Annotated in this window: 11 protein-coding genes and 1 pseudogene; 5 read left to right on the top strand and 7 right to left on the bottom strand. The window is 69.9% G+C overall.

The genetic code is table 11. The features are described from left to right. Positions 1–45 precede the first annotated feature (45 nt). Positions 46–429, bottom strand: a pseudogene (locus ACZ6JY_RS12575) (hypothetical protein); the annotation flags it as partial. A 267-nt stretch (positions 430–696) separates the two neighbouring features. Next, positions 697–1,239, bottom strand: a complete 543-nt coding sequence (locus ACZ6JY_RS12570) for a hypothetical protein (RefSeq protein WP_469195125.1) — start codon at positions 1,237–1,239, stop codon at positions 697–699. 119 nt (positions 1,240–1,358) lie between these two features. On the opposite strand from ACZ6JY_RS12570, the gene ACZ6JY_RS12565 reads away from it, so the two are divergent. Continuing rightward, positions 1,359–2,534, top strand: coding sequence for a tyrosine-type recombinase/integrase (locus ACZ6JY_RS12565; RefSeq protein WP_469196115.1), 1,176 nt, complete (start codon positions 1,359–1,361; stop codon positions 2,532–2,534). 200 nt (positions 2,535–2,734) lie between these two features. Here the strand turns inward: ACZ6JY_RS12565 and ACZ6JY_RS12560 are convergent, their stop codons facing one another. Next, positions 2,735–3,892 (bottom strand): acyl-CoA dehydrogenase, encoded by a 1,158-nt coding sequence (locus ACZ6JY_RS12560; protein WP_469195123.1) that lies wholly within the window; start codon positions 3,890–3,892, stop codon positions 2,735–2,737. A gap of 200 nt (positions 3,893–4,092) precedes the next feature. On the opposite strand from ACZ6JY_RS12560, the gene ACZ6JY_RS12555 reads away from it, so the two are divergent. Continuing rightward, entirely contained in the window at positions 4,093–5,436 is a 1,344-nt protein-coding gene (locus tag ACZ6JY_RS12555; protein ID WP_469195121.1) for a UDP-glucose dehydrogenase family protein, read from the top strand. A gap of 72 nt (positions 5,437–5,508) precedes the next feature. On the opposite strand, the gene ACZ6JY_RS12550 is transcribed toward ACZ6JY_RS12555, so the two are convergent. Beyond that, the gene (locus ACZ6JY_RS12550; RefSeq protein WP_469195119.1) at positions 5,509–6,045 is read right to left on the bottom strand and encodes a CGNR zinc finger domain-containing protein; all 537 of its coding nucleotides are present in this window, start codon (positions 6,043–6,045) and stop codon (positions 5,509–5,511) included. An 88-nt stretch (positions 6,046–6,133) separates the two neighbouring features. On the opposite strand from ACZ6JY_RS12550, the gene ACZ6JY_RS12545 reads away from it, so the two are divergent. Continuing rightward, positions 6,134–6,496 carry a VOC family protein gene (locus ACZ6JY_RS12545; RefSeq protein WP_469195117.1) on the top strand — a complete coding sequence of 121 codons (363 nt, stop codon included), beginning with the start codon at positions 6,134–6,136 and terminating at the stop codon, positions 6,494–6,496. Between the two features lie 12 nt (positions 6,497–6,508). Here ACZ6JY_RS12545 and ACZ6JY_RS12540 read toward each other — a convergent pair whose 3' ends face one another. Both ACZ6JY_RS12540 and ACZ6JY_RS12535 read right to left on the bottom strand, forming a co-directional pair. Then, positions 6,509–7,672, bottom strand: a complete 1,164-nt coding sequence (locus ACZ6JY_RS12540) for a dipeptidase (RefSeq protein ID WP_469195115.1) — start codon at positions 7,670–7,672, stop codon at positions 6,509–6,511. A gap of 173 nt (positions 7,673–7,845) precedes the next feature. Next, the gene (locus ACZ6JY_RS12535) at positions 7,846–9,177 is read right to left on the bottom strand and encodes an LCP family protein (RefSeq protein ID WP_469195113.1); all 1,332 of its coding nucleotides are present in this window, start codon (positions 9,175–9,177) and stop codon (positions 7,846–7,848) included. 129 nt (positions 9,178–9,306) lie between these two features. Here ACZ6JY_RS12535 and ACZ6JY_RS12530 point away from each other — a divergent pair, with 129 nt between their 5' ends. After that, on the top strand, positions 9,307–9,888 hold the full coding sequence (locus ACZ6JY_RS12530) for an acyl-CoA thioesterase (protein ID WP_447039389.1): 582 nt from the start codon (positions 9,307–9,309) through the stop codon (positions 9,886–9,888). Positions 9,889–9,924: 36 nt separating this feature from the next. Here the strand turns inward: ACZ6JY_RS12530 and ACZ6JY_RS12525 are convergent, their stop codons facing one another. Next, entirely contained in the window at positions 9,925–11,412 is a 1,488-nt protein-coding gene (locus ACZ6JY_RS12525; protein WP_469195111.1) for an LCP family protein, read from the bottom strand. Between the two features lie 151 nt (positions 11,413–11,563). On the opposite strand from ACZ6JY_RS12525, the gene ACZ6JY_RS12520 reads away from it, so the two are divergent. Further along, positions 11,564–12,637 (top strand): glycosyltransferase family 2 protein, encoded by a 1,074-nt coding sequence (locus ACZ6JY_RS12520; RefSeq protein ID WP_469195109.1) that lies wholly within the window; start codon positions 11,564–11,566, stop codon positions 12,635–12,637. The last annotated feature ends 172 nt before the right edge of the window (positions 12,638–12,809 follow it).

Below are 12,809 nucleotides of genomic sequence, written 5' to 3'. Positions count from 1 at the left end.
GATCGCATCCCGGAACCGGCCCGGAGCCCGCACGTCCATCACGGGGATGCCACGCTCTGACGCGTCCCCCAGCTTCGTCCCGTTGCGGTCGCCACCCTCCCCCAGGATCAGCAGCGTCGTGCTGTCGTCAGCACGGCCGACCACCTCATAGCCCAGGTTGCGGACAGCTTCCCGCGCGTCGTTCCACTCGTAGCCCGGCACTTCCCCCGCGATCACCACGGATCGCACATGCTCAGGCTCGTTCGCTTCCTCGCTCACGTCCTCTGCCTCGCACTCCGCCACCACAGGCGACGGCTCGTCCACAGGCACGGGCTCAGGTTCAGTCGTTACCGCCGCTCCCTCGGACGGTGTCCCCAAGGCATCGCAGAGGTAGCGGCCGAAGATGACGTTGTGTTCCAGGCACAGGTCCCAGGAATGTCGCCCCAGCATCAGGGTGTCCGTCGCCTCTACCTCGGAACCGTCACGCGCTATGTGGGCGTCGCACAGGACCTTTTCAACGGGCATGAGAACGGTCTTACGCATGGCGCAGCAATCCTTTGATTCGGACTTGGCAGGTGAATAAACCCAACTACGAGGTTTGGCCAGGTAGTCGGCCACGTCATCCACAGTCATGAGCTTGGTCAATCGGCCCTCCGGAAATAACAAACCCCCGAGTCGCCTCGGGGGCATGTGGGATATGAAGTTGGAAGAGACTGGCTATCTGGTCGTATCAGCCATGGCATCCAGTACAGCTAGAGACTTCTCCGTCAGTTCACCTCCGGCCTTTCCGGCCAGCGTGCTCAGGAAACCGTCCCGTCGAGCCTTCTTCAAGTGGTCCTTGACGGTCTCGGGACGACGCCCGGTCAATCGGGCCAGCCACGGGACAGGTGCCGGAGCGCCGCTGTCCGCCATGCCGGTATAGGTGGCGGACAGCATCGCCAAGTAGCGCTCGGACACGCCCTCATTGGCGAGGAGCAGCCCGGCTGCCTGCCCTGACTCATCGAGCTTCCGGGCAACGTCCTCCAACGTGCGCTGAGCCTCTGGGGCCGCCTTGGCCACGTTCATCGCTGCCGCGATGTCCAGCCTGCGGAGCACCGTCGTGGAGATGCCTCGCACAACATCACGGGGGGTCGCATCGTCGGCGGGCTCCACCGTCATGCGCTGCGGCCCCCCCGTCACGGGCCCGGCCGGCCACCACATCCGGACCACCCAGCTTCCTTGCTGCTGGCTGATCTCGAACCCGCTCTCATCTGCTTCCATGCCTCCCACTGTACACCACCCAGGGTGGACCACCCTAGGTTGACAACCCAGGGTGGTACATGCTCAGACTGGCGCTCAGAGCCCACGACGGGCTCGCCAGTCAGAAGGGGCGGGAAGCAATGGCAAGGGCTTGGGTGGCGAAATCGAAGGACGATCCGAAGAAGTGGACGACATTTTGGTACGACCCTGACGGTAAGCAGCGGCAGAAGAGCTTCGACACAAAGAAGCGCGCGGATGACCACCGGAAGCGGAAGGAACAAGAACTAGACGCGGGAACGTACCTGGATGACCGCCTGGGAAAGCAGCCAGTAACCGCAGTCTGGGACCAGTGGACGAATCAACGGAAGCTGACTAACAGCACCAAGAAGCAGTACCGATCCATTCTCAACACGACCATCGAACCGTTCTTCAAGGCTCGCTCCATCGTTTCTCTGAAGGTGGCGGACATTGAGCAGTGGTTGTTGTGGATGGAACAGGACCGGAAGCTGTCAGCCCGTACGCGGCGTCAACGGTTCTCGTTCTTCTCCGGAATGATGGACTGGGCCGTGATCAACGAGATCATCGGCCGCAACCCGTGCAAGAAGATCCGACACGCGGGTAGCCGCGCCAAGGAAATCCGCGAGCACAAGAGCAAGGCTCGTCGGCTCACGACGCGAGAAGTGTTGGCGATGCTCGACGGCGCTCCGGCCCGGTACAGAGCGATGCTGTGGCTCATGGCTGGGTGTGGGTTGCGGATCGGCGAAGCCATGGCCGTCTCACGTGACCAGATCGACTTCAAGGCCGAGGTCCTGCGCGTTGACTTCCAGATCGCGGAGGACGGCGAGTCCGAGTCGGGGAAGAACAGTGCCGTTCAGCGACGCCACATCAAGGCGCGTGAGGAAGAGGAGCCGGGCCGCACCGTCCCTCTACCGCCGAACGTCGCGTTCGAGCTGCGTCGCCACATCAAGAACCATGGCGTCTGGGGACCTGAACGCCTGCTGTTCCCCAACGTCACCCGTAAGGGATACCTGTACGCCTCGTACTTCTACCGGCAGATCTGGTTGGAAGCCCTGACGAAGGGCGGGGTGGAGTACTGCAAGCCGCATTCCTTCCGGCACTACTACGGGTCCCGCCTGCTGTACGCGGGCGTGCCCGAGAACGACGTGGCGGACTGGATGGGGCACGGCAGCACTGACGTACTGCGCGAGCACTACCACTACATCTTCGAGGGCGCGGAGCAGCGAGGCCGGGCGGCCATTGCCACCATGCTCACCCCTGGGGCGGACGAGCCCGAAGAGCGGTCGGACGTAGCCTGACCCCAGCCAGACGAATGGCCCCCGGCAGCACGCCGGGGGCCTTCTCGTTTGTGCAGGTCAGGGGGCGTTCCAGGCCCAGTGCCAGCCCAGGATTTCCCCAGCATGACGCCCATGATCAGCCCGAAACGGACTCGAACGGACCGGAAGCCGATCACGGCCCGCGAGCCATCAAAAATGGCCGATGACCTGCGAAAACCCAGTTACGGCAGGTTCCTGGCCATCACGATCCGCTGCACCTGATTCGTACCCTCATAAATCTGGGTGATCTTCGCGTCGCGCATCATCCGCTCGACGGGGTAGTCGCGGGTGTAGCCGTAGCCGCCGAGGAGCTGGACGGCGTCCGTCGTGACCTCCATGGCCACGTCGGAGGCGAAGCACTTGGCGGCCGCGCCCTGGAAGGTGAGGTCCTTGTCGCCGCGCTCGGACTTGGCCGCGGCGGCGTACGTGAGCTGGCGCGCGGCCTCGATCTTCATCGCCATGTCGGCCAGCATGAACTGGATGCCCTGGAAGTCCGCGATCGGCTTCCCGAACTGCTTGCGCTCCTGGACGTACCCCTTGGCGTAGTCGAGCGCGCCCTGGGCGATGCCGAGGGCCTGCGCCGCGATGGTGATGCGGGTGTGGTCCAGGGTCTTCATGGCGGTCGCGAAGCCCGTGCCCTCGTCGCCGATCATGCGGTCGGCGGGGATGCGGACGTTGTCGAGGTAGACCTCGCGCGTGGGGGAGCCCTTGATGCCGAGCTTCCTCTCCGGCGCGCCGAAGGAGACGCCCTCGTCGCCCTTCTCCACGACGAACGCGGAGATGCCCTTCGAGCGCTTGGCCGGGTCGGTGACGGCCATGACCGTGTAGTACTCGGAGACGCCCGCGTTGGTGATCCAGCGCTTCACGCCGTTCAGGACGTACGAGTCGCCGTCGCGGACCGCCTTGGTCTTCATGCCGGCGGCGTCCGAACCGGCGTCGGGCTCCGAGAGGCAGTACGAGAACATGCCCTCGCCCTTGGCGAGCGGCGTCATGTACTTCTTCTTCAGCTCCTCGGAGCCGGAGAGGATGACGGGCAGCGAGCCCAGCTTGTTCACGGCGGGGATGAGCGAGGAGCTGGCGCAGGCGCGCGCGACTTCCTCGATCACGATGACGGTGGCCAGGGCGTCGGCGCCCGCGCCGCCGTAGCTCTCCGGTACGTGCACCGCGTGCAGGTCGTTGGCGACCAGCGCGTCGAGGGCCTCCTGCGGGAAGCGGGCCTCCTCGTCCACGGCGGCGGCGAACGGCGCGATCTTCGCATCGGCCAGCGAGCGGATCGCGTCCCGGAGCATGTCGTGCTCCTCGGACGGGCGGTACAGGTCGAAATCAGCCGATCCGGCCAAGGTCTCTCACGCTCCAAGGATGCTAATTACCGTTAAGTAACCCGAATTTTAGTGGTGCGCCCGCGCGAACGGATACGTGAGCTTGGCGACAGCCGGGCACCCGCCTGGTGAAGCCCCGGGAATCATGCCCCGTGAGGCTCCGGCGCACGCCCGACTATGCTCGGTCGCGCACCGCAGCCCGCACACCTCTGGAGCACCGCATGGCCCTCAAGATCACTGTGATCGGCACCGGCTATCTCGGCGCCACGCACGCCGCGGCCATGGCCGAACTGGGCTTCGAGGTGCTCGGCCTTGACGTCGTACCCGACAAGATCGAGATGCTCCAGCGGGGCGAGGTCCCGATGTACGAGCCCGGCCTGGAGGAGCTGCTGCGCAAGCACGTCGCCGGGATCGAGGGCGCCAGCGGGCGGCTGCGCTTCACGATGGACCCCGCGGAGGCCGCGGACTTCGGCGACGTCCACTTCATCTGCGTGAACACCCCGCAGAAGCACGGTGAGTACGCCTGCGACATGTCCTACGTGGACACCGCCCTGGAGTCCCTCGCCAAGCACCTCACCAAGCCTGCGCTCGTCGTGGGCAAGTCCACCGTGCCGGTGGGCAGCGCGGACCGGCTCGCGGCGCGCCTGACGGAGCTGGCCCCGGCGGGCGACCAGGTCGAGCTGGCCTGGAACCCGGAGTTCCTGCGGGAGGGCTTCGCCGTCAAGGACACGCTGCACCCCGACCGCATCGTGGTCGGCGTACGCAGTGAGCGTGCGGAGAAGCTGCTCCGCGAGGTGTACGCGACGCCGATCGCGGAGGGCTCGCCCTTCGTCGTCACGGACTTCCCGACCTCCGAGCTGGTGAAGACCTCGGCGAACTCCTTCCTCGCCACGAAGATCTCCTTCATCAACGCCATGGCAGAGGTGTGCGAGGCCGCGGGCGGTGACGTCATGAAGCTGGCCGAGGCGCTGGGGCACGACGACCGGATCGGGAAGAAGTTCCTGCGGGCCGGGATCGGCTTCGGCGGCGGCTGCCTGCCGAAGGACATCCGGGCGTTCATGGCGCGCGCCGGTGAGCTCGGCGCCGACCAGGCGCTGACCTTCCTCCGCGAGATCGACTCCATCAACATGCGGCGGCGCGGCCAGATGGTCGAGATGGCGCGCGAGGCGCTCGGCGGCGGTGCCTTCCTCGGCAAGCGGGTCGCGGTGCTCGGCGCCACGTTCAAGCCGGACTCCGACGACGTCCGCGACTCGCCCGCCCTCAACGTCGCCGGCCAGATCCACCTCCAGGGCGGCCAGGTCACGGTGTACGACCCGAAGGGCATGGTCAACGCCCGCCGCCTCTTCCCCACCCTCGGCTACGCGGACACGGCGATGGAGGCGGTACGCGGCGCGGACGTCGTCCTGCACCTCACGGAGTGGCGCGAGTTCCGCGACCTGGACCCGGCGGAGCTCGCCTCGGCGGCGACGACCCCGGTCATCCTCGACGGCCGCAACGCCCTCGACCCCGAGACCTGGCGCGCCGCAGGCTGGACCTACCGAGCGATGGGCAGGCCCACGGCCTGACCAGCCCCGGCCACGGCTGCGGGACCTGCCTTCGACCGCGGGCCCGTATCTCCGCCGGGTAGCGGTGTGGCGTCAGCCGCCGCCCCCCGTAGCCGCGGCCCCCGCGCCCTTCCGGGCCCGGTATGCCCGCATTTTCGCGCGGGCTCCGCAGACGGACATGTCGCACCAGCGGCCGCGGCCCGCCGGGCTGCGGTCGTAGTAGGCCCAGAGGCAGTCCGCCGCCTCGCAGGCCTTGAGGCGCTGCCAGGTGCCCTCCGTGATGCCTTCGGCGATCGCCGACGCCACCCGTGCCGTGAGGGTGGACGCGTCGGCGGGGCCGAGTGACGCGGCGCCCGTCCCGTCGTCGACCCGTACCACCAGCGGCCCCGCCGCGAGCAGCTCCGTCAGGTCACGCACCGGCCCGTGCGGCGGATGCCCGGCGTGGGCGAGGCAGGCCGCCCGCAGGGACTCCCGCAGCTCCCGCGCCGCCGCCACGTCCCCGGGAGCGAGGCCGAAGGCGTTCCGCCCCGCCGCCGTGTCCAGCGAGTCCGCGCCCGACTCCACGTCCAGCGTGTTGACCAGCTCCTGGACCAGCGAGAGCCCTCCCGGAGCGGGCGTTCTGGCATTCATGGTTGCGACGTTACCGCCATTGCGGGACTATCAAGTAACCGTTACCGGCTGAGGCCGGGCAAGTGGTAATGCTCTCCCTGGAGGAATCATGGCTTTCGCCAAGCTCGGCGCCGTCGTCCTCGACTGTCCCGACCCCCTGGCCCTCGCGGAGTTCTACGCCGCCGTCATCGGCGGCACCCCCAGCAAGGGCGACGAGGGGTGGTACGACCTCGAAGGCCACGGCGGCACGGCCCTGGCCTTCCAGGAGGCCCCCGGACACGTACCGCCCGTGTGGCCGCGCCCCGACGGCTCGCAGCAGTTCCACCTGGACCTCACCGTGGAGGACATGGACGCCGCCGAGAAGGAGGTCCTGAAGCTCGGCGCCACCGTCCTCGAAGCCGACGACCGCGCCCGCACCTGGCGGGTCTACGCCGACCCCGCGGGACACCCGTTCTGCCTCTGCGCCTGCTGAGGAGGACGGAGGTCAGCCGTCCAGGTGCTCCATGCGCGCCGTGGACGCCGCCCTGCGCAGCCGCGCGGCACGCGCCGTGAAGTCCGCGCCGCGCAGGGCGCGTTGCATGTTGCCCCAGGTCAGCAGCGCGATGTCGGCCTCGGGCCAGCCCCGTTCAAGGAGTTCGGCGATCAGCCGCGGGTACCCGGCGGTGTCGGCGAGCCCCTCGGGGTGCGGGTACGGAGTGTCGTACGTACCGGAGAGCCCCACGCACTCCGCGCCCGCGAGGCGGCGCACATGGTCGAGATGGTCCGCGACGTCGCCCACCGAGCCGCCCGTCCGCTCGACGGCCAGCGGCACCAGGCACAGCCCCTTGGCGGCGCCCACCGCGGCGAGCAGCTCGTCCGGGAGGTTCGCCGGGTGCTCGCGCACGGCCCGCGCGCCGGAGCGGGTGAAGAGCACCGGAGCCTTGGAGACCGCGAGGGCCCGCCGCGCCGTCGCATCGGAGGCGCCGGAGAGGTCCGCGAGCACCCCGAGCCGGTTCATCTCCCGTACGACCTCCTCGCCGAAGGCGGTGAGACCGCCCGGGCCCGCCCACGGCGTACCGGAGAGCGTGACCGCGCACACTCCGAGGCTGCGCAGCGCGCGCAGCGTGCCGAGCGAGCCGCCGAGCGCGGCACCGCGGGCCGGACCGATCAGCGTCGCGATGCGCCCGCAGTTGCGCGCGTCGGCGGCCTCCGAGGCGTCGCGGGCGAGCCGCAGCGCCTCGGGGTGGGCGCGGACGACGCGCTGGACGAAGTCGATCTGTTCGAGGGTCTCCGCGACGGCCCGGTCACCGCTCAGCCCCGCGGGCACGTGCACCGACCAGAGCTGCGCGCCGACGCCGCCCGCGCGCAGCCGGGGGATGTCGCTCTGAAGGCCTTGGTCGCCCGTCTCGAAGTCGTGCCAGGGCAGCTCGCGCAGCGTCCACGGCAGACCGCTGTAGCCGTCGGCGACGGGGTGCGCGTCAAGCAGGGCACGCGCGCGTGCCTCCGTTCCGGGCCCGGCGGCCGGCGCGGAGTCGCAGTCCGGTGCGGAATCGAGGTCCGGTGCGGGGAGCGGCTCGGGAATCTCGGGGAGGAGCTCGGCCGGGTCAGGGAGCGGGACCCGCTCCCCGGCCTCGGCGGTGGTGTTGAGTTCGTCCTGTAGATCCGCCATGACTAGAGGCTCCGGAGATCGCGGTGGCAGGTCTGCACCACCGTGGCACGCCGGAGCCGGGGGTTCGCGGCGGGCGGGGCGTTCGGGGTACACCGGCACACCGGCCCCGGGCACACCGGCCCCCGGGAGGGCCCCAGTTGTACCCGGGGCGGCCCAGTCGCCCGGCGGCGGCCTCAGTCGCCCGAGACGGTCACCTTGTCGTCGTTGTTGAGCTCCTTGACGAGCTGCTTGACCTTCGTCTTGTCCCAGAGGAGGTTGCCGCCGGCCGAGCCCGCGAGCGGCATGTTCATGGACTTGCCGTCGCCGCCGGTGACGCCCTTCATCGCCCAGAACATGGAGGCCACGTCGGTGAGTCCCATGTCCTTGTCGACGATCAGCGTGTCCAGGCCCGCGCCCATCGTCGGGTAGAGCTTGAACGGGTTCATGACCGTGCCGGGCGTCGCCGCCTGATTGGCGAGGGCCGCGAGGAACTTCTGCTGGTTCTTCGTGCGGTCCAGGTCGCTGCCGGGCAGCGCGTACCGCGTACGGACGAAGGCGAGCGCCTGCTCGCCGTCGAGGGTCTGCTTGCCCGCCTCGAAGTCGGCGCCCGACTTCTTGTCCTTGAAGCCCTTGGGGATGTCCATCTCGACACCGCCGACCGCGTCCACGATCTTCGCGAAGCCGCCGAAGCCGATCTCGGCGTAGTGGTCGATCTTGAGGCCGGTGTTGTACTCGACGGTCCTTACGAGGAGCTCGGGACCGTCCTCCGCGTACGCGGCGTTGAGCTTCACCTGGCGGCCCTGGTTCGGGTAGAGCTTGCCGGACTCCGCGCCCTTGAAGGAGGGGATCGTGACGTTCGAGTCGCGGGGCAGCGAGATCATCGTGTTCCCGCCGTCGTCCGCGACGTGCAGGATCATCATCGAGTCCGTGCGCTTGCCGTCGGCCGAGCCCGTGTGGAGCTGCTTCTTCTCCTCGTCGGACATGCCCTCGCGGCTGTCGGAGCCCACGATCAGGTAGTTCGTGCCCGCGCCGCCGTCGGGACGCTCGATGACCTTGGAGAGGTCGACCTCGCGCTTGAGCTTGCCGTCCGCCCAGAAGTACGTGGCGACCGTCGTCACGACGAGCACCGAGACCAGCGTGATCGACCCGATCTTGATGCGGCGGCGCCAGTTCGGCGCGGGGCGCGGGGCGCGCGGCGGCTGTCCCGCACCGCCGTCACCGCCGCCCTGACCGCCCTGCCCGCCGTAGACCTGGCCGGTGTTGTAGCCGCTGTCGTAGCCCTGGGCGTGCTCCCGCTGGTTCGGGGTGCGCGGCTCGAAGACGTCGTCGCGGGCGTCGCCGTACGACCCGCCGTCGCCGTCGCCGTACCCGGACTGCTGCGGGACGCCGCCGGGCGGCGGGCCCGCGGGCTGCGAGGGCCGGCCGCGCTGGACGTGCCGCATCACGCGGGCACCGTCGGGCCGGGGATTGCCGCTGCCGCGGCCGTACCCGCGGCCGCCCGCCTGATCGTCTGGCCAATCGCTCATGTGGCCCAGTGTGCAGTGCCGGGCCGCGCCACTTACAGGGCGGTCGGGATTTCGGGCCAGGGCTGTTGCAGAGCTGATGCACAGAGGCCCGGGCATGGGCCGAGACAGGTCCGGCATAGGGTGGAGGGCATGACAGATCAGGCCACCGGTCCGGCAGCGTCCATTTCGGGGGAAAACCCCCAGGACCCCGGGGCGGTCCCCGGCAAGCCGACCTCGGCGTCCCGCACCACGCTCAGCCACATCATGACCCACGGCGACACCAACCTCCTCGGGACGGTGCACGGCGGTGTGATCATGAAACTGGTGGACGACGCGGCAGGAGCCGTCGCGGGACGGCACTCGGGCGGCCCCGCGGTCACCGCGTCCATGGACGAGATGGCCTTTCTCGAACCGGTCCGCGTCGGTGACCTGGTGCATGTGAAGGCCCAGGTCAACTGGACCGGACGCAGCTCCATGGAGGTCGGCGTCCGGGTCCTCGCCGAGCGCTGGAACGAGTCGACGCCCGCCCAGCAGGTCGGCTCCGCCTACCTCGTCTTCGCCGCCGTCGACGCGGACGGCAAGCCCCGTACGGTCCCTCCGGTCATCGCGGAGACCGACCGCGACCGCCGCCGCTACCAGGAGGCCCAGATCCGCCGGACGCACCGCCTCGCGCGCCGCCGGGCGATCAAGGAGCTCCGGGAGGCGCGGGCCGCCGAGGGCTTCGACGACTGAGGGCGGAGCTGATCAGACGACTGAGGGCGGACCTGATCAGGGGCAGGCGACCTGGTCCCCGGTGACCACGCCGAACTCGCCCTGAAGCGTGTCCTCCGCCCGTACCGGTCGCACCCCCTTGTAGTCCCGCCCCGCGATCACCTTCAGGACCGGGCCCTGGCCCTCGACCTTCCGCAGCTCGCACCCCGGCAGGGCCGTCGCGAGGGTCTTGGCCGAGCGGTCCCAGCGGGGGTCGAAGGCGACGACGGTGCGCGGGGCCGGAGCCTCAGCGGCGTTCGGCACGTCGGTCGGCGTCCCCGTGGTGAGGAACCCGGAGGACCGCAGCGCCGAGTCGACGCGCTTGCCGAGCCCGGGCATCGCCGCCCCGTTCTCCACCTGCACCTGGATCTGCTGCGGCGAGACGCTGACCAGCGTCGCCTTGGGCCCGTTGTGCGCGGCGAGCGGCCGGTCCTCGCGCAGCGCGTCGAACAGCTTCGCGGCCTTCGACGGGTGCCACTTCAGGGTCGATCCGATGCCCGGCAGCTCCGCCTCCGCGTCCGCCGCGAGCGGCACGGTCGTGAACTCCGACGACGACGGCGAGAAGCTCCGCATCGCCCGCCCGAGGTCCAGCATCTCGCCCGTACCGAAGCCCTTGTCCGCACGGACCGAGCCCAGCAGGGTCCGGGTGACGTCGCGGAACTTGACCGGATTCAGCAGTACGCCGCTGCTGGTCGCCTTCGCGATGAGCGCCGCGAGGAACTTCTGCTGGCGCTGCATCCGGCCGAGGTCGGAGGCCCCGTCCACGTACCGCGAACGCACGTACTGGAGGGCTTGGCCGCCGTTCAGCGCGTGGGTGCCGACCGGCAGGTCGAGGCCGGTGTGGGAGTCGTTGAGCGCCTTGGCCGTGCAGATCTCCACCCCGCCGAGCACGTCCACCGTCTTCATGAAGCTGAGGAAGTCGACCTCCAGATAGTGGTCGATCTTCACCTTCGTCATGCTCTCCACGGTCCGCACCGTCAGATTCGGCCCGCCCTCCGCGAACGCCGCGTTGAGCTTGTTGGGGTGCGGGTCGTGCCGCTTGCCGGTGTTCCGGTCGGTGTGCGCGGGCAGCTCGGCGTACGAGTCCCTGGGCAGGCTGACGACGCTCGCGCGGTCCCTGTTCTCCGAGATGTGCACGATCATGACCGTGTCCGTGCAGTGGCAGGGCGCGCCCCCGAGGCGGTACTTCGCCTTCTCCGCGGACGTGATCTTGTCGCGGCCGTCGGTGCCGACCAGCAGGACGTTCATGCCGTTGCCCGCGGGCGGCCGGTTCTTCATGTCCTTGAAGGCGTCGATCCGCTTGATCCCGGTGTCCAGCGTCGTGACCACGGAGTGCCCGATCCCGGCCGCGGCGAGCACGAGTACGGAACTCGCGACCGCCGCCCGCATCCCCCACCGCGGCCGCTTCCGGCGCCCCACGTGCCTCCGCGGGGCGGGCCCGTGCTCCTGCTGCGGCGGCCGGGGGCGGCGCGGTGGGAAGGCGGGGCGGCGGGGCGGTGCGGGCACGTGAAGGACACCTCCGCGGATAACGGACCTGGGCCGGGAGTGGTCGACGGCCGGGGGACCCGAGAAACGTAATGCCATACGAAATGCGGCCCGCGGTAGCGACCCGGACGGCGCGCGCCCGTGTCCCCCATTCGCGGTAACGTGACGCGTGATGAACGCGAAGTCCGAGGCGCAGCCTCCAGCCGTATCCGTGATCATGCCCGTCCTCAACGAGGAACGGCACCTGCGCGAGGCAGTCCACGCGATCCTGCGTCAGGAGTACGCGGGTGAGATGGAGGTCGTCGTCGCGCTCGGCCCCTCCACCGACCGCACGGACGAGATCGCCGCCGAGCTGGTCGCCGAAGACCCCCGGGTGCACACGGTGCCGAACCCGACGGGGCGCACCCCCGCGGCGCTGAACGCCGCCATCAAGGCGTCCCGGTACCCGGTGGTGGTGCGCGTGGACGGCCACGCCGCGCTCTCGCCGGGGTACATCACGACCGCGGTCCGCCTCCTGGCGGAGACCGGCGCGATGAACGTCGGCGGCATCATGCACGCCGAGGGCCAGAACGACTGGGAGCACGCGGTCGCCGCCGCCATGACGTCGAAGATCGGCGTGGGCAACGCCGCCTTCCACACCGGCGGCGAGGCCCAGCAGGCCGACACGGTCTACCTCGGCGTCTTCCGCCGCGAGGCCCTGGAGCGGCAGGGCGGCTACAACGTGGAGTTCATCCGCGCCCAGGACTGGGAGCTGAACTTCCGCATCCGCGAGGCCGGCGGCCTCATCTGGTTCTCGCCCGAGCTGAAGGTCTCCTACCGCCCGCGGCCGAGCGTGAAGGCCCTCGCCAAGCAGTACAAGGACTACGGCCGCTGGCGCCACGTCGTCGCGCGCTACCACGAGGGCTCCATCAACCTCCGCTACCTCGCGCCGCCGACCGCGGTCTGCGCGATAGCGGCGGGCATCGTGGTCGGCGCGGCCCTGACGCCGTGGGGCTTCGTGATCCCCGGCGGCTACCTCGCGGCGATCGTGGCGGGCTCCGTCCCCGCGGGCAAGGGGCTGCCGCTGAAGGCCCGCCTCCAGATCCCGGTGGCGCTCGCGACGATGCACATGTCGTGGGGCTGGGGCTTCCTCACCAGCCCGCGCGCGCTGGCCAAGAAGGTCATCGCCTCGCGCCGCCCCGCGGTCCTGGGGGAGACGCAGGGGACACACGGGACACAGGAGACACAGGAGACACAGGGGGCCTGAGCGCCTGTGGTGAGTGCCCTCACCGAACGCGGCCGCGGGGGGGGGGGGGGGGGGGTAGGGGGGGGGGGGGGGGGGGGGGGGGGGGGGGGGGGTAGTAGCCGAACAGGTGTACGAGCCCGCTCTTGTCGATGACGCCGTGGCACAGGGGGCTGGGTAGGGTGGGGTGCACGTT

The organism is Streptomyces sp. NPDC046335 (assembly GCF_055587985.1).
The sequence above is the reverse complement of the archived record's forward strand: the minus strand, read 5'-3'. Positions and strand labels throughout refer to the sequence as shown.